The sequence below is a fragment of the Lichenibacterium ramalinae genome (genome assembly GCF_004137085.1).
In the GTDB taxonomy this organism is placed as follows: domain Bacteria; phylum Pseudomonadota; class Alphaproteobacteria; order Rhizobiales; family Beijerinckiaceae; genus Lichenihabitans; species Lichenihabitans ramalinae.
In genome coordinates this window covers 48,741-64,438 of the sequence record NZ_QYBC01000024.1, presented here as the reverse complement: position 1 = coordinate 64,438, position 15,698 = coordinate 48,741, and the positions used below count along the sequence as shown (strand labels likewise).

The window sequence follows — 15,698 nt, the reverse complement described above, 5'->3', positions numbered from 1 at the left end:
GGTCGGAGGGCCGTCGTGACGCCCGACCGAAACGAAGCGGGACGGCCGGTCGCCATCGTCGACATCGGCTCCAACTCCGTCCGGCTGGTCGCCTACGAGCGCCTGTCGCGCGCCCCGACGCCGATCTTCAACGAGAAAGTGCTCTGCGGGCTCGGCAAGGGCGTCGCCACCACGGGGATGCTCGGAACCGAGGCGATGGACCGCGCGCTGTCGGCGCTGCGCGCCTTCAGGGTCCTGTGCCGCAACCTCGGGGTCGCCGACGTCCACGTCCTCGCCACCGCGGCGGCGCGGGACGCCCGCAACGGTCCCGCCTTCCTCGACGCCGCCGCCGCCGCCGTGGGCGCCGACATCGAGCTGATCGGCGGCACCCGCGAGGCCGAACTGTCGGCGCTCGGCGTGTCCTCCGGCTTTCACGAGGCCGACGGTGTCGTGGGCGACATGGGCGGCGGTTCCCTCGAACTCATCGACATGCGGCGCAGCGCCCTCGGCCGCGGCGTGTCGCTGCCGCTCGGCGGCCTCGCTCTGCTCGATGCCAGCAAGGGCTCGCCCAAGCGGGCCGGGCGGATCGCGCGCGACCACCTCGGGCGAGCCACCGCCCTGAAGGCGCTGGAGGGCCGCACCTTCTTCGCCGTCGGCGGCACCTGGCGGGCGCTCGCCAAGCTGCACATGAAGAGCCGGGGGTACCCCCTCACCGTCATGCACGGCTACAGCATGCCGGCGGCGGATGCGCTGGGGCTGGGCGCCCTGGTGGAGCGCGCCGACGCCGAGGACCCCGGCGCCATCGCGGCCGTGGCGTCGGCGCGCCGCCCGCTTCTCGCCTACGGCGCCGCGGTGCTCGAGGAGGTCATAAGGCTCGGCCGCCCGCGCGAGATCGTGATCTCCGCCATGGGGGTGCGGGAAGGCCTGCTGTTCGAGCGCCTGGCGGCCGAGCAGCGCCGGGACGACCCGCTCGTCGCGGCGGCGCGGGAGATCAACGCGCAGGGATCCCGCAGTGCCGACCATGGGCCCGACCTCTGCGCCTGGACGGACGTGCTCTACGCGGCGGCCGGCCTGGCGGAAAGCGTCGCCGAGACGCGGTTGCGCCATGTCGCCTGCCTGATGGCCGACATCGCCTGGCGGGCGCATCCCGATTCCCGCGGCGACCACGCGCTGAACGCCGTCGCCAACGGCACCTTCGCGGGGGTGGACCACCCCGGGCGGGCCTTTCTGGCGCTGGCCGTCGCTTATCGCCACGGGGGCGGCGACGGCGACGCGCAAACCGGCCTGCGGGCCCTGCTGACGCCCCAGGCCCTCGAACGGGCGCGGCTGCTCGGCGCCGCGATGCGCGTCGCCTACCTGATCTCGGCCGCCATGGGCGGCGTGCTGCCCCGGACGGCTCTGCGCTGCACCAAGGCGCGCCTCACGCTGGCCTTGCCGCCCGACCTCGCCGACCTCGCCAGCGAGCGCTGCCTGGCGCGCCTGAAGCAGCTCGCCAAGCTCCTCGGCCGCGAAGCCGACGTGAAGGTGGAGTGACGGACGGGACGATCCGCCGCCGGACGACCTGCCCGGCGCCGGGCAGGTCGTGATCCTCCGGCCGCAGCCGCGGGAACGGCCGCGTCAGGCTGCCGGCGGTTCGCCGTCCTGCCATTCGAGGGCGATGACCTTGCCGTTCTCGACCGTGAGGGCGAGGCGGCTGTGCTTGAGGTCCAGCGCCTTGCTGCCGAACATCGCGCGCCGCCAGCCCTCGAGGGCCGGGACCTCGGCGGTGTCGCTGGCCGCGATGGCTTCGAGGTCGTCGACGCTGGCGATCAGCTTGGCGGCGACGCCGTGGGCATCGGCCACCTGCCGCAGCAGGACCTTGAGGAGTTCCACTGTGGCCCCGCCGCCGCCGCCGTTGCCGCGGCGGTCGCGCTCGATGCGGGGCAGGGTCTTGGGGTCGCGGGCGAGCCCGCGCTCGACCGCGGCCAGCATGTCGGGGCCGAGCCGGGACTTGTCCATGCCGCGCGGCACGGCCCGGAGATCGCCCAGGGCCTCGAGCGAGCGCGGCGCCGCCGTCGCCACCTCGATCAAGGCGTCGTCCTTGAGGATGCGCGAGCGCGGCACGTCGCGGCTCTGCGCCTCGGATTCCCGCCAGGCCGCCAGATCCATCATCACGGCGAGGTCGCGGGGCTTGCGCAGCTTCGAGCGGAAGCGCTCCCAGGCCTGGTCGGGGTGCTGCTCGTAGGTGGCGGGCGACAGGAGCGTCCGCATCTCGTCGGCGAGCCACCCGGTGCGCTTGGAGGCCTCGAGCTGGCCCAGCAGCACCCGGTAGATGTCGCGCAGGTGGGTGACGTCGGCGAGCGCGTAGGTGACCTGGGCGGCGCTCAGAGGCCGGCGCGCCCAATCGGTGAAGCGCGACGACTTGTCGATCGTCACCCGGCACAGGGTCTGGGCGAGCTCGCTGTAGGACACCTGGTCGCCGAAGCCGCAGACCATGGCGGCGACCTGCGTGTCGAACAGCGGGTCGGGCAGGCGGCCCGACATCTTCCAGATGATCTCGAGGTCCTGGCGCGCCGCGTGGAAGACCTTGACGACGTCGCGGTTCGCCATGAGGTCGAGGAACGGGATGAGGTCGATCTCGGGCGCCAGCGCATCCACCACCACGGCCTCCTCGTCGGAGGCGAGCTGCAGCACGCAGAGCTTCGGCCAGAAGGTCGTCTCGCGCAGGAACTCGGTGTCGACGGTGACGAACGGATGCCGGGCGAGGCGACGGCAGACCGCCGCGAGCTCTTCGGTGGTGGTGATCAGTGTCATGCGGCTCCCTTAACGCAAGCGCGCGCGCGTTGCGAGCCGGGGCTGGGTGCAGAGTCAACGAAAGGCCGCGATGGCGGGACCGAGCCGCCGCAGGGCCGTCGCAGGACCGTGGCGGCGCCGGATGTTTTGACAGTCTGCCGGAAATGGTGACAAACGCGGTGCGCCGCCGCGGCTCCTACCCCGAGCCGCGAGCCCTGGGCGTCCCACGCCCGCAGCCTCCGTCCCGAGAGTTGATGCCATGCACCGCTACCGCACCCACACCTGCGGCGCCCTGAGCGAAGCCGACATCGGCACCGACGTTCGCCTGGCCGGCTGGTGCAACCGGATCCGCGACCATGGCGGCGTGCTGTTCATCGACCTGCGCGACCATTACGGCATGACGCAGGTGGTCATCGATCCCGATTCGCCCGCCTTCGCCCAGGCCGAGAAGCTCCGCTCCGAATGGGTGGTGAGGGTCGACGGGCCGGTGCGCCGCCGCCCCGCCGGCACCGAGAACGCCGAGATGGCGACCGGGCAGGTGGAACTCTACGCCGCCGAGATCGAGGTGCTGGGCCCGGCCGCCGAGCTGCCCATGCCGGTGGCGGGCGACCAGGAGTACCCGGAGGAGATCCGGCTCAAGTACCGCTTCCTCGACCTGCGCCGCGAGCGGCTGCACAACAACATCATCATGCGCTCGCGCGTCATTGACAGCCTGCGCGGCCGCATGAAGGGGCAGGGCTTCACCGAGTTCCAGACGCCCATCCTCACGGCCTCCTCGCCCGAGGGTGCGCGCGACTACCTCGTGCCGTCCCGCGTCCACCCGGGCAAGTTCTACGCGCTGCCGCAGGCGCCCCAGCAGTTCAAGCAGCTCATCATGGTGGCGGGCTTCGACCGCTACTTCCAGATCGCGCCCTGCTTCCGCGACGAGGACGCCCGCGCCGACCGTTCGCCCGGCGAGTTCTACCAGCTCGACATCGAGATGAGCTTCGTCACGCAGGACGACGTGTTCGACACGGTGGAGCCGGTGTTGCGCGGCATCTTCGAGGAGTTCGGCGGTGGCCGGCCCGTCACCCAGAAATTCACCCGCATCCCCTACCGCGAGTCGATGCTGAAATACGGCAACGACAAGCCCGACCTGCGCAACCCGCTGATCATCGCCGACGTCAGCCAGGCCTTCGCCGACGACAGCGTCACCTTCAAGGCCTTCAAGAGCGTGGTGGCCAACGGCGGCGTGGTGCGGGCCATCCCGGCACCGGGCGCTGGCGCGCAGCCGCGCTCGTTCTTCGACAAGCTGAACGACTGGGCCCGCACCGAGGGCGCGGCCGGCCTCGGCTACGTGATCCTCGACGGCGAGGCCGGGGCGCCCGTCGGCAAGGGGCCGATCGCCAAGTTCATCCCGCCCGAGGTGCTGGCCCGCATCTGCGCGGACGCCAAGGTGGGGCCCGGCGACGCCGTGTTCTTCGCCGCCGACACCGAGGCCAAAGCAGCCCGACTCGCCGGCCTCGCCCGCACCCGCATCGGCCGCGAGCTGAAGCTCCTCGACGAGGACAAGTTCGAGCTGTGCTGGATCGTCGACTTCCCGATGTACGAGTACAACGACGACGACAAGAAGGTCGACTTCTCCCACAACCCGTTCTCGATGCCGCAAGGCGGGCTCGAGGCGCTGGAGACGATGGATCCGCTCGACATCCTGGCCTACCAGTACGACATCGTCTGCAACGGCATCGAACTGTCCTCCGGCGCCATCCGGAACCACCGTCCCGACGTGATGCGCAAGGCCTTCGCCATCGCGGGCTACGAGGAATCCGTGCTGGAAGAGCGGTTCGGCGGCATGTACCGCGCCTTCCAGTACGGGGCGCCGCCGCACGGCGGCATCGCGCCCGGCGTCGACCGCATCGTCATGCTGCTGGCCGGGGAGGAGAACCTGCGCGAGGTCGTGCTGTTCCCCATGAACCAGCGCGCCGAGGACCTGCTGATGGGAGCCCCGGCCCCGGCGACCCCGAAGCAGCTGCGCGAACTGCACATCCGCTCGACCGCGACGCCGCCCTCCGCCGGGCCGAAGCCGGAGGCCGATCCCGACGCCCTGGTGTCGCCGCACGGCGCCTGAGCCGGCCGCGGGAGCGCCCGCCCGTGCAGACCGTCGTCTGCATCCGCTGGGGCAGCGAGTATGGAGCCGATTACGTCAATCGGCTGCATCGCGCCGTCATGCGCAACGTCGCGCGGCCGACGCGGTTCGTCGCCTTCACGGACCCGATCGACGGGCTCGACGCCGCGATCGACGCGCGCCCGATCCCCGACATCCACCTGCCGCCCGGCCTGAAGCCGGGACCCTGGCGCAAGCTGGCGCTCTGGACCGCCGACGCCGCGGGAGGCCTCGGGGGCCTCGGCGGCGACTTGCTGTTCCTCGACCTCGACATCCTCGTCACCGGGCCGCTCGACGCGCTCTTCGACCACGCGCCCGGCCAGTTGGTGCTGGTGCGTAACCCGACGCAGGGACGGCGCGACGGCATCGGCAATTCGTCGGTGATGCGCTTTCGAGCCGGCTCGGCGCCGCATCTCGTGGCCGATTTCGAGGCCGACGCGGTGCGGATGTCCCACCGCTTCGACAACGAGCAGATCTACGTCACCAAGGCATCGCGGCTGCCGGTCGCGTTCTGGCCGGAAGCTTGGTGCCCGAGCTTCAAACACGGGCTGTTGCCGCCCTGGCCGCTCTATCTCGTGAAGGCGCCGGCCCTGCCGCCGGAGGCGCGCGTCGTGGTCTTCACCGGCCATCCGCGGCCCGACGAGGCCATGCGGGGCCGCTGGCCGGCCAAGTGGTACAAGAAGTTCTACCGCTCCCTGCCACCCGTGCCCTGGGTGGCGGAGCATTGGCGCTGAGGGCGGCGCCGGTCAGTAGCGGCGGAACAGGCTGACCAGGACGCCCTGCACCTTGACGCGCTCCGGCCCGAAGATGCGGGTCTCGTAGGCAGCATTGGCAGGCTCGAGCGCCACGGAGGCGCCCCGCCGCCGCAGTCGCTTCAGCGTCGCCTCCTCGTCGTCGACCAGCGCCACCACGATGTCGCCCGTGTTGGCGGTCTCCTGCCGGCGGATGATCACGGTGTCGTTGTCGAGGATGCCGGCCTCGACCATCGAGTCGCCCCGCACCTCCAGGGCGAAATGCTCGCCCGAGGCCAGGAAATCGGCCGAGATCGCGATCGTATGGCTCTGGGTCTGGATCGCCGAGATCGGCGTGCCGGCCGCGATGCGTCCCATGACGGGGATCTCGTAGGCGCCCGGCAGGTCCCGCGTCGGCTCGGACCGCGGCGTGGCGAGGCCGGGCTTGGGCGCGGGCTTGCCGCCCTTCACCAGCGTCGGCGTGAAGCCCTTCGGCTTGGCGACCTCGGCGGCGGCCTGTTCGGGCAGGCGCAGCACTTCGAGCGCCCGGGCCCGGTTCGGCAGCCGCCGGATGAAGCCCCGCTCCTCCAGCGCCATGATGAGCCGGTGGATGCCTGACTTCGACTTCAGGTCCAGCGCGTCCTTCATCTCGTCGAAGGAGGGCGGCACCCCGGTCTTCTGCAGGCGGGCGTGGATGAAACGGAGCAGTTCGCTCTGTTTTTCGGTCAGCATGGTAGGCCTCGCGGCGCGGCGCCGACCCGGCCGGCCCCCGGCCGGGGCCCCTTACCGACTCGACTAAAACAAAACATGAACGAGAGCTACATGTTCCCTGTGCGTTCCGCAAGCGGCCTGCGACGATGGGGGGTGGTGGGCGCATTTTCGCTCTTTGGCGGGCGCCGTCATCGATATTTGGCGGGAGTGAAGCCATTTATTCAGCAACAGCAACAACTTAGCTGGTTTACCAGTCCGCAACAGCAGGAACCGAGAATGGCTTCCGCCACGTATCGATGACAGGACTGATATACCCCAGCTTTCTGGTCAACCGTCTATATCACGGGCAGGGTCGAGCGGTGGTACTGGTAAACCAGACTGGTCAACCTGTTTGTCGGAGTGATCGTCAACAAAGGGATCGCCCCGGAAGCCGAAGGCGGCAGTTCGCCGGTTCAGCCACTCGTGGCGGAAACGGTCGTAATTCTCACTGATGAGTTCCGTAGCACGATCCACAAAGACGCGTTGTGGCGTCTCACCTGATCGAAGTATGCCGTCCACAAGCTGCGCATCCTCCTGTCGAGGAATGTCCAGTACCTGACAGGCCTTGGCTACAGCATCCTTCAAGTCGTGATAGTGTGGTCGGAAGTCGCCATTGTACAAGAAGCTTGGCTCTAAGCCGACATAACCACAAACGTTGATGAGGAATGAGGCGGGCATTCTCGTCTCGCCGCCAAGGTAATTTTGGACGGACCGGTACGGAACGCCTAGCGCTTGGCTGAGATGGCGAAGCGAAACGCTCTTGCGCTTAAGCGCGTCGCGCAGCCGCGCAAGCATCTCCTCGTCGGAGAGTAGCTTGACATGCGCTTGTTTAAGCGCATTCTTATCAACCATGCACCAGCTCCAGCGCACTCTCCCCGTCGCCATCATCGCCTCCGACGACCTTTATAGGGTCGTGCGCGGAGCGCTTGTGACACAAGGCACCACCTTGAACGCATGGTGTAACGCGAAGGGGGTGAACCGGCAAACGGTGGAAAAAGCCCTCAAGGGGCTTCGCCATAGCAGAAAGAGCAGGGCACTCGTCGACCAGCTCATTGCCGAGACGCTGCAGGTCGGCGGAGAAGCGTAGTGGTTGCCGAGATCACCGTCCCAGTGTTGGCCGACGTGGCTGGGATCTCTCGGCAGGCCTCCCACAAAATCGCTCGTCAATTTCTACTAGGGCGTGAGAGGCCTTGGCAGGACAGCGTGCTTGTGGTTCGCGAGGGAGGCGGGTCCGGTGGGCGCTCTGGTCAGGTTCTGTATATCGAGGTCAAGAGCCTTCCACCGGCCGTTCAAGCTGCTCTCCTAACGCCTAAGACGCCTGTCCAACTCGCCTTGAAGCTCGACGACGCCGAGGCGTCGGTCCGCAACATGCGGTTCCACATCATCGGCCCGGTGCTCAAGACGAAGCCGGGCACGCCCGAGCGGGCCGTGGCGACGAAGGCCCGCGCGGCCGAGGTGTTCCACCTCGACGGGAAACCCTTCGCGGCCTCAGAGCGCTCCATCCAGCGGTGGGCGGAGAAGCACGAGGCGGAGGGCTTCGCCGGCCTAACGCGCCGGAAGCGGAAGGGGGCCGGCGAGCGCGCCGCAGTCGTCTCCCGTGCCTGGGACAAGGCTGTGAAACTTCCCAAGGCTGCCGCCCACACCATCGCCACCGAACTGGCAGGCTACATCGGCGGGCTTGTGAAGGCGGGGGAGAGCCCGTCCATCATCCTGCGGCTCGCGAGAGAGCACCTGCTTGAGCTAACCCGACAGGCGGGCTCCGACCTGTCGACGGAAGCGCTGCTCGCCGCCTGTGCCATCCCCGTGCACCTCATTCGCCGGGCGAAGGACCTTCGCAAGGTCCACCGCTTCAAGACGGACCGCAAGGCGCACGAAGACGCTCGCTCCCGCATCTCGCGCACCCGTGCTGGCCTCCTGCCCAACGACGTGTGGGTGGTCGACGTGCATCCGCTCGATATCGGGTGCCGGCGCGAGAACGGCACCATCGCCTATCCCCGCGGGATCGCGACGCTGGACCTCGCCACAAACCGCATCCGCGTCGATTGGGTGCTGCTCGACGAAGGTAAGGGGATCACCGCTCGCCACGTCATCGCCCACACCACAGCGACGATACGAATTTGGGGCGGCCCGCGGGCAGTCTACGGGGACAACGGGTCCGAATATCGCTGGCTGGAGTTCATCGACGACGCCCTGAAGCTCATGGACCGCGACGGCCGGCGCCTCATCCCAGACCTCGGGACCTGGGAGGAGCGCCGCTCCAACATCGTTCGGGCTCGCGCCTACAACGCGCCGGCCAAGCCGATCGAGGGCATCTTCGGCGTTCTGGAGCGCAAGTATTTTCACGTCATCCCCGGATGGGTGGCGGGCGACCGAACGCGGAAGAAGAGCGCCAACGTCGGGCGCGAGCCGGAGCCGTTCCCGGGCACCTTCGCCGAGCTGCGCGAGCTGCTGAACCGCTATGTGGACGTGCTCTATGCGGAGACGCCGCAGTTCGGCAGCGCCCTCGGCGGCAAGTCGCCGAACGACGCTCTTCGCGCTTTCATCAGCGATGGCTGGCAGAGGGTCGATGTCGAGGATGGTGCCTTCCTGGTGGCGTTCTCCACCTCCAAGGTTGTCGACGTCCACCAGGGCCGCGTGAAGCTCAAGGGCCCTTGGACCTCACGGGCGTTGCAGGCCTACCAAGGCGACACTGTCGAGCTGCTGGTGCCGAAATACGATCACTTCGATCGCCTGCCCTGGAAGGATGAAACGGGAGCGCTCCGGGGCTTCCTGGAGCGAGACAAGCCCTATGCGATGCTGGCGCCTGAAGGCGCCGTAGAGGCCGGCGAGCGTGAGCGGGCCAGCCGCCAAGGCGTCCAGGCGCTCGACCGATCGGTGCCCGACGTCGACCCGCTGGCCGAGCGCGACAAGCTCATCGCGACGTTCCCTGCCGCGCCCAAGGTGCCGGTCGGCGCGACCCTTGATGCGTCGGACGACGCGAAGACCATCGCCGAGGACCGCAAAGCGAGTTCGGCCGACCTCCTGACCAAGGTCGAAACCGACCGGCGCAACCGCGAGGCCGAGGATAAGGCTCGCAACGCGCGCCATTCGAAAACCGCGGCCAAGTTCATGGCCGACGCCAAAATGCCGAGGCTCACATGATCGAGGACCACGACGCCCCACGCGTCCCCTTCGTCGAGACGTCGATCGCGCTGGCGATCAACGAGACGATCGCCTTTGCCCTTTCCATCCACGGCACCGCTGTTGTGGTCGGACGCCCCGGCATCGGCAAGACGGCCACGCTGGAGCACATCGCCCGACGCGACCCGCGGGCCGTCTACGTCGAATACCGGGCGCGCTATCGCACGACTAAAGGCCTGCACATCGCGATCATGGAGGCTGATGGCTGGAGCCACTATCACCGGACAGGCTTCGAGCTGGAGGAGGCGTGCGAGCGATGCGCCTCCGCCATGGCGGAGCGCGGTTGCTTCCTGTTGCTCGACGAATACCAGAATTACGACCTGGAAGCGATCCGCAGCGTTCTGCGGTTCTCCGACCACTTCCGACTTCCGATCGTCTTCGTCGGCAATGAGAAGCGGTTGCGCCGCGTGTCGGCCGACGCCGGCACCTACGAGCAGATCAGCGACCGGATCTGGAAGACGGTGCGGCTTGGCGATCCGGTGGCGGAGGACTTCGCGGCATTCGCGGCGGCCTGCAACATCGCCGACAAAACGACACGTGACGCTCTGGTGCAGCTCGGCCTCAAGACGTCGCTGCGCCACGTCACGCAAGTGCTCCAGGCCGCATTGAAGATCGGAGGCGCCGAGGCGCCGATCGAGCTGGCCGACCTCCGCGAGGCCGAGGGCTTCCTACGGAGCGGCACCGGCCGCGACGGCGTTCTGCGCCTCTCCCCAGCTTGAGGCGGGCGGCCCCCGGCCGCTTCGCCTCCTGGTACGCGTACCCGCCGCCGAGGCCGGCGCGGGATAATTTCCCTATCCTGAAAGGCACCTTCAAATGACGTTTGAAGACACGGACAGCCGCGCCTCAGCGACAGGCACGGACCAAACCAGGCCCGCGCCGCGGAGGCGCGCGGCGCTGCCCCCGCAGTGGACCAACAAGGCAGCCGACGAGATGCTCGGCTTCGTCGACCAGGCCGCCTTGATCGCGGACGACCTTCGCGGCCTTTCGAAGCTCTTGAGCGGCATCTTCGAGGTCGATTGCACCAACCTCTCCGTCGCAGAAGACGCCGCGCTCCGCATCGTTGGAGAATGCATCGAGGGGATGGCGAAGAGACTGGACGCCAACGCTGAGTATGCACGAGAGCGCCGAAACCACCTTGCGGCAGGAGGAGCGCGATGATCCGTGCCCTCCATTTGAAGGTGGTGGAGCAGGCCTGCGCTACGCTGGCAATCGACACAGCGGCTCGGCATGGGCTCCTCCAGCGTTGGGGTCGCGTCCAGCGCCTCGAGGATCTGAAGGTCGGCGGCTATCAGCGCTTGGTCGACCACTTCATCCTGCAGGGGTTCCGCACACGCCATCGGCCCATCCTGTCGGCCGACACGCGCGACTTGATCGGAAAGGCTTACTCCGACCGGGGCCTCTCGAAGTTCGTCTTGGACACGGACTTGAGGCGGCAGGGCGTTGCCGACATCCGTGACCTCGATGGGCAATGCTTGCTCGACCTCATGGCACTCATGGAGGTGCGAGGCATCGACATCGAGCGGTTCAAGGCGGAGCGGCGCACCATCAAGCCCGGCCAGCTGAAGACGCTCGGCATGGCCCGGAAAGTGACGGAGATCAGCGACTTCAGCTACTACCGGCTGATCCAACGCTACAGCGGCGTGAACTCGGCATCGGATCTCGATGACCGAGGCTACGAGCTGTCGATCCTCTGTCTAGAAGGCATGGGGTTCAGCACCCCCGGGCTGGACACGACAGACCCCGGCCTGGCTGGTCGTCCCGGCTTCGCTTCGCCGCGGCAGGTTGCTCTCGTCCAGACGCTCTGGGCTGAGTGGGCGGGCAACACGGACGCGGCGGCGCTGAACGCCTGGCTGGAGCGCTACTATCGTGTGTCAGCGCTCCGCTTCCTGTCGGCCGCGAACGCCTCCAAGGCCATCACGGCGCTGAAGGCCATGAAGAGCCGAGCGACAGAGCCGTCGAAGGTGACGGCATGACGGCCGCGGCTCGCCAGCGCGACGGCGACCGGATCACGCTCGACCAGGGCCGGGCGTTGATCGAGGCCGCGCAGTGGGCTGGCATGTCGGCCGAACAAGTCGCCGCGCTGATGGTCGGCGTCACCGGGTGCGAGGCTCCCGAGCGGCTGACGCGCAAGGGATGGGCGGACCTGATGAACCGCTTCGTTGCGGGCGGCTTCCGGCACCCGGCGGTGCCGATGGTAACGGCGGTACAGCTCGCGACGCTCGACGAGATGCGGCGCGCCCTCGGCATAGATGATCGCGGCTTCGTCGGCCTGGTACGTCGGATCGGCGGGGTGGCGAGCCGCCATCGCTTGGATGGGGCCGGCTTCCTCGCTGTTTGGGGGTGGTTGGCACGCGCCGGAGTGATTGTGCCGGTGCCAGGCCACGGCTTTATGTCGCGTGTGATGGTGCGCACCGTCCACGAAGCCGCCTATCAGCAGGGCATGGATGCCGGCATGCTGGTGACGGTGCTGGCCGAGGTCGGCGGCGTTCTGCGCGCCTCGCAGCTCGACGAGCAAGCCTTCGTGAGGCTGGCCCTGATGTTCCAGGCTCGCGGCTTCATGCGCTCGGCGCCAGCCCCGCGCGTGCCCGGCGACCCCGGCATGGTGACACAGGCTCAGGCGAACCTGCTGTGGCGGCTGTGGGTCGACGTCGGCGGTTGGAAAGGCGACATGTCGCCGGCCGCGCTTGACGCGGCGATCGGTAGCTTGCTCGGCGCCGGCGGCGGCCTCGTGACCCTGACGCGGCGCGGCGCGGCGGCGATCATCGACCGCTTCATGGTTCCGCGGCTGACTGACCGGCGCGCGGCTGAGGCGGCCAGAGACCCGCCAGACAGAAGCCCGTCCACCGGGCAAGACGGGGCAGAAGAGCACCAGGGCAGGGGCGCAAGGCGCCAAAGGAACGGAGGCCGGCGGTGACGCCGGCCTTCTTAATAAGCGCTCGACGCTATGCGAGGGCGCTCCAAGCACTCGATGTGAGACCTTGACGGTCTGCAAGTGCCACTTCCGTCCAAAAGTCCCGAGTGCTGAATGTCATATTCTTCAGCGGACGAAACGCGTCAAACACAGTGATGCCTCTACCTAAAATGTAGAACAGCTGTCCGAGATCGAGCCAAAAAACGTTGATCAGATAGGAGTGGAGATCCATCTTCCCATCCTTCAGCCCTGCAACTGTGGAAATCTCCCGAAGTGCGTTGTCCTTATGTTCGTTTAACTTCTCTACAATCTCAAGGTGTTTCTTATCGTTTAAGATGGCCGTAAATTTTACCTGCGATAGCGCTGCTAAAAGGCTGATAGCGAATGACTTGTCACTCATCGACCCATAGCTCAGTGGGGAGACAGCGACCTTGATCGAGTGACTGCCGATAGTTAAAGTCTCCCCCTCAGCGAGTGGTGTTCTGCCTTCCCGCAAATTTTTATCATGTACGGCCAGCTGCTTGACTAGGAGGAGATAGCTATCGGCGTAATCGTTGAAATAAGCCATCATGTCGCCAGCACGCGCAGTCGATGTGAGCGATTTACCTTTAGTCTCGAAGAGAACAAATCGATCGCCGTCGCGAGTCGCTACATCCATTTCGAGATTTTTACCGTCAGAATGATAAGAACGACGTGCTAGTACAATAGGTGATTTGCCGATACAGCTCGCGTGAATTGCATCTTCGAATGACTTTCCAACTAACTCTGCGCCTCTTGTCCTGCCAAGGTGTTTCCATACTGCCTTGAATACGATCTGACAAGCCGAAGAGGCTAAAAAGGGAGATGGAAGAATTAATACCATATCGCTGTCGACTTCATAGAAGATGAAATCGCTTTGGTTTCTTGCATCAGCATGAAGGGGCCCCAGATAAGCAGCGTTGACCTCGCCTATCTTGCCCCGCGCAAGGCTCCAAAGGAGAGGCGAGGCGGCACTCACAGGACCTGAAGTATGTAGCTTAACTTTGTCAGGCTGGGCCTGTCTGAGAGCCTGATCGATTTCTCCAAGCAACTGCCTTATTGGAAACTTGAATTTCGAATGATCGTTTTCATCCATGTTCGCAAGTAGAGCGTTGAAAAGAACTGGGAGAAACTTCGGCGGCACCTGTTCTAAGGTGAAGGCCTCCCTCCAAATAAGAGAGTCTTTTAAAGCACGATGTATTTCACTTGGTGGAAGATTTAGATCTTCAAATTGCCCGTAGCGCTGGCAGTCAAAGACGGCAGCCAAATCTATGGCTAGCAAAATCATCTCGCGCCAAAGCTCTTTGGGGTTAGATGCCGTCTGCGCTTTGGAGATGTTTCGGATTGCCAGAGACATAACCCATCCCCAGGGAGCCGCAGGATTACCGTTTTGGTGAATGCCAGGGACGATGTTTCCCATCATCCACATTCCGTCATGAATAAATTTATCTTCTCTGAAGATTGAGCAGATCTGCACTAAGGCGTGCGCGCCCCCTATCTGAGAAACCAGACCGTTAATTTCTTCTGCAATAGAACGCTGCGCGTCTTGCGTAACTTCTGGTCCGTAAGCACCCACATTAACTTCGTACCCGCGATCACGAAGTCGCAAACACGCTTCTCCAACCTGACGCTGACGCATGTACTAGTCGCGATTAACCCCCTGATGTAGATCGGTTGCTGGCGAGGAACGAGCCAGAGTTATTGCCTGAACCCAAGCGCTATCCTCGTCCAAAGATCGACATCGAACGCCCTTCAACGCTTCAGCTATGGTCGTCGCCGCAACGGCAACCTCCGTCGCCACTTTGCCCATTACAGCTGCAATTTGTAAGGAGCGCGAAAGCCGCCATACCTCAGTGGAGGAAAGACCTCCCTCGGCTATTTGCAACGCTGCCAACGGAGTGGCTTCGGGATCATCAGCTTCAGCGCGAGAAGCGGTGAAAAGCTGGACAAACGTGTCAAGGTCGCTGTCTCGGAGCATCATGTCGGTCCCAAGCCTGCCTGATCAGGAGGCATGGAGACGCCACTCACGACTCACTCCGCTCCCGCAAAGCAGTTTGGAGACGATGACGGCGCGACGCCATAGCCCCTAAGACGGGGGCGACCGGATCGTCGCCCCCGTTGTGAATAGGTTCACGATGCCAAATAGCGGTCAAGGCACTCGAAGCGCCGTGGAAAGAGCCGGGGCCGGGCCGCATGGCGTCGACCCGGACCCGGCTCGCGGGGATGCAGACCCCGCACAGGCCGACGTGCTTGTAACACGCCGACCCGATCTCGTCAGGCTGTGATGACGAAGGGGCTCACCAACACGCCGAACACGTCGCCGACCACGGCGGGCTCCTGGGCGATACCGATGCAGAACACCTCGGCGCCGACCGCCTTCACGGCCTTGATCGCGGCGCCGTTGGCGTCGGACGTGATAGGATCTCCGGGCGCGATCGTACCGCCGGCCTTCACGTCCGCCACTTCCGTGAGCTGGAGGTCGACCATGCGGTCGGCGCACACCGCGTCGATCCCGAGGTAGTCCGTGATGCCGGCGAGGCCGGTGGTGCTGCCGGTCGCTTGTGCGACCTCGTTGCGGTTGCCGGTGAAGGCCGCAATGGACCAGGGCGCGATAGCGCCCGCGGCGACGCGGCTCTTGATGAAGCCTGACTGCATGATGGAGGTCCGATGGGGCGACTGGGGTTGAAGCGGGGCGGCCCAACCCCAGGAAGGCCGCCCCGCCGCCGAGGCGAGCCCGGCCGGCATGGACTTCTCGACCCGGAACGCTTCGACCCGGCCACCATCGGCCAATCGGGCATTCGATCCCCCCGTGACCATCATCACGGGCGTGCGCTCGCCCGCGCGCGCGAAGTTGGCCGCATCGCTGCTGATGCGACCCGATCCTGCCCGCGCAGGATCGCCGTCAAAGCACCATCGAAGCCCCTGGGCGAGGTTTTCGGCGCCCAAGCCATGATGACAGCTTCGGCCCGCGTTTCGGTAGTCACGGGGCTTCTGAGGCAGCCGGACCAATCTGACCCGACCCCAACCCAGCAGGATCGACGTTAAAGCACCATTGAAGCCCTTGGAGTGCGGTTCCGAGCGGCGCCGGTACAACGGCGGCCCGAAGGGCGAAACCAGCATCCACGGGCAGATTTTGCGAAGCGGGCAGGAAAGCTCTTGCCGCGGTCGAGGCGACCACGGATCATCGGCACTGCCTCCCGGCCACACCTGTCTT

The 15,698-nt window shown here is 66.2% G+C and carries 13 protein-coding genes; 8 read left to right on the top strand and 5 right to left on the bottom strand.

Features of this window, described 5'->3' with window-relative positions; all coding sequences use genetic code 11:
* Window positions 1-15 precede the first annotated feature (15 nt).
* Window positions 16-1,512, top strand: a complete 1,497-nt coding sequence (locus D3272_RS23070; RefSeq protein ID WP_129221566.1) for a Ppx/GppA family phosphatase — start codon at window positions 16-18, stop codon at window positions 1,510-1,512.
* A gap of 84 nt (window positions 1,513-1,596) precedes the next feature.
* On the opposite strand, the gene rnd is transcribed toward D3272_RS23070, so the two are convergent.
* Window positions 1,597-2,772 carry a ribonuclease D gene (gene rnd / locus D3272_RS23065; protein WP_129221565.1) on the bottom strand — a complete coding sequence of 392 codons (1,176 nt, stop codon included), beginning with the start codon at window positions 2,770-2,772 and terminating at the stop codon, window positions 1,597-1,599.
* Between the two features lie 238 nt (window positions 2,773-3,010).
* Between rnd and aspS the strand changes: the two genes are divergently transcribed.
* Window positions 3,011-4,858 (top strand): aspartate--tRNA ligase, encoded by a 1,848-nt coding sequence (gene aspS, locus D3272_RS23060; protein ID WP_129221564.1) that lies wholly within the window; start codon window positions 3,011-3,013, stop codon window positions 4,856-4,858.
* A 23-nt stretch (window positions 4,859-4,881) separates the two neighbouring features.
* Window positions 4,882-5,628, top strand: coding sequence for a hypothetical protein (locus tag D3272_RS23055; protein ID WP_129221563.1), 747 nt, complete (start codon window positions 4,882-4,884; stop codon window positions 5,626-5,628).
* Between the two features lie 12 nt (window positions 5,629-5,640).
* Here D3272_RS23055 and lexA read toward each other — a convergent pair whose 3' ends face one another.
* On the bottom strand, window positions 5,641-6,357 hold the full coding sequence (gene lexA, locus D3272_RS23050; protein WP_129221562.1) for a transcriptional repressor LexA: 717 nt from the start codon (window positions 6,355-6,357) through the stop codon (window positions 5,641-5,643).
* A gap of 306 nt (window positions 6,358-6,663) precedes the next feature.
* Window positions 6,664-7,227 carry a helix-turn-helix domain-containing protein gene (locus D3272_RS23045; protein ID WP_129221561.1) on the bottom strand — a complete coding sequence of 188 codons (564 nt, stop codon included), beginning with the start codon at window positions 7,225-7,227 and terminating at the stop codon, window positions 6,664-6,666.
* A gap of 480 nt (window positions 7,228-7,707) precedes the next feature.
* Between D3272_RS23045 and D3272_RS23040 the strand changes: the two genes are divergently transcribed.
* The 5 genes from D3272_RS23040 (at window position 7,708) to D3272_RS23020 (ending at window position 12,469) form a co-directional block, all read left to right on the top strand.
* Window positions 7,708-9,516, top strand: coding sequence for a hypothetical protein (locus tag D3272_RS23040; protein ID WP_129221560.1), 1,809 nt, complete (start codon window positions 7,708-7,710; stop codon window positions 9,514-9,516).
* Window positions 9,513-10,274 carry an AAA family ATPase gene (locus D3272_RS23035; RefSeq protein ID WP_129221559.1) on the top strand — a complete coding sequence of 254 codons (762 nt, stop codon included), beginning with the start codon at window positions 9,513-9,515 and terminating at the stop codon, window positions 10,272-10,274. Before D3272_RS23040 ends, D3272_RS23035 begins: the two co-directional genes overlap by 4 nt.
* A gap of 94 nt (window positions 10,275-10,368) precedes the next feature.
* On the top strand, window positions 10,369-10,713 hold the full coding sequence (locus D3272_RS23030; RefSeq protein ID WP_129221558.1) for a hypothetical protein: 345 nt from the start codon (window positions 10,369-10,371) through the stop codon (window positions 10,711-10,713).
* Entirely contained in the window at window positions 10,710-11,528 is an 819-nt protein-coding gene (locus tag D3272_RS23025; RefSeq protein WP_129221557.1) for a regulatory protein GemA, read from the top strand. Before D3272_RS23030 ends, D3272_RS23025 begins: the two co-directional genes overlap by 4 nt.
* Entirely contained in the window at window positions 11,525-12,469 is a 945-nt protein-coding gene (locus tag D3272_RS23020) for a hypothetical protein (RefSeq protein ID WP_129221556.1), read from the top strand. Before D3272_RS23025 ends, D3272_RS23020 begins: the two co-directional genes overlap by 4 nt.
* 28 nt (window positions 12,470-12,497) lie before the next feature.
* Here D3272_RS23020 and D3272_RS23015 read toward each other — a convergent pair whose 3' ends face one another.
* Both D3272_RS23015 and D3272_RS23010 read right to left on the bottom strand, forming a co-directional pair.
* The gene (locus D3272_RS23015; RefSeq protein WP_129221555.1) at window positions 12,498-14,123 is read right to left on the bottom strand and encodes a hypothetical protein; all 1,626 of its coding nucleotides are present in this window, start codon (window positions 14,121-14,123) and stop codon (window positions 12,498-12,500) included.
* 635 nt (window positions 14,124-14,758) lie between these two features.
* Window positions 14,759-15,604: a hypothetical protein gene (locus D3272_RS23010; RefSeq protein WP_129221554.1), complete on the bottom strand. Its 846-nt coding sequence runs from the start codon at window positions 15,602-15,604 to the stop codon at window positions 14,759-14,761.
* Window positions 15,605-15,698: the final 94 nt, after the last annotated feature.

Excerpts from the sequence above, each read along its gene's own strand:
- rnd (WP_129221565.1), bottom strand. The coding sequence starts at position 2,772 with ATGACACTGATCACCACCACCGAAGAGCTCGCGGCGGTCTGCCGTCGC.
- aspS (WP_129221564.1), top strand. The coding sequence starts at position 3,011 with ATGCACCGCTACCGCACCCACACCTGCGGCGCCCTGAGCGAAGCCGAC.
- lexA (WP_129221562.1), bottom strand. The coding sequence starts at position 6,357 with ATGCTGACCGAAAAACAGAGCGAACTGCTCCGTTTCATCCACGCCCGC.
- D3272_RS23045 (WP_129221561.1), bottom strand. The coding sequence starts at position 7,227 with ATGGTTGATAAGAATGCGCTTAAACAAGCGCATGTCAAGCTACTCTCC.
- D3272_RS23035 (WP_129221559.1), top strand. The coding sequence starts at position 9,513 with ATGATCGAGGACCACGACGCCCCACGCGTCCCCTTCGTCGAGACGTCG.
- D3272_RS23030 (WP_129221558.1), top strand. The coding sequence starts at position 10,369 with ATGACGTTTGAAGACACGGACAGCCGCGCCTCAGCGACAGGCACGGAC.
- D3272_RS23025 (WP_129221557.1), top strand. The coding sequence starts at position 10,710 with ATGATCCGTGCCCTCCATTTGAAGGTGGTGGAGCAGGCCTGCGCTACG.
- D3272_RS23020 (WP_129221556.1), top strand. The coding sequence starts at position 11,525 with ATGACGGCCGCGGCTCGCCAGCGCGACGGCGACCGGATCACGCTCGAC.
- D3272_RS23015 (WP_129221555.1), bottom strand. The coding sequence starts at position 14,123 with ATGCGTCAGCGTCAGGTTGGAGAAGCGTGTTTGCGACTTCGTGATCGC.
- D3272_RS23010 (WP_129221554.1), bottom strand. The coding sequence starts at position 15,604 with ATGCTGGTTTCGCCCTTCGGGCCGCCGTTGTACCGGCGCCGCTCGGAA.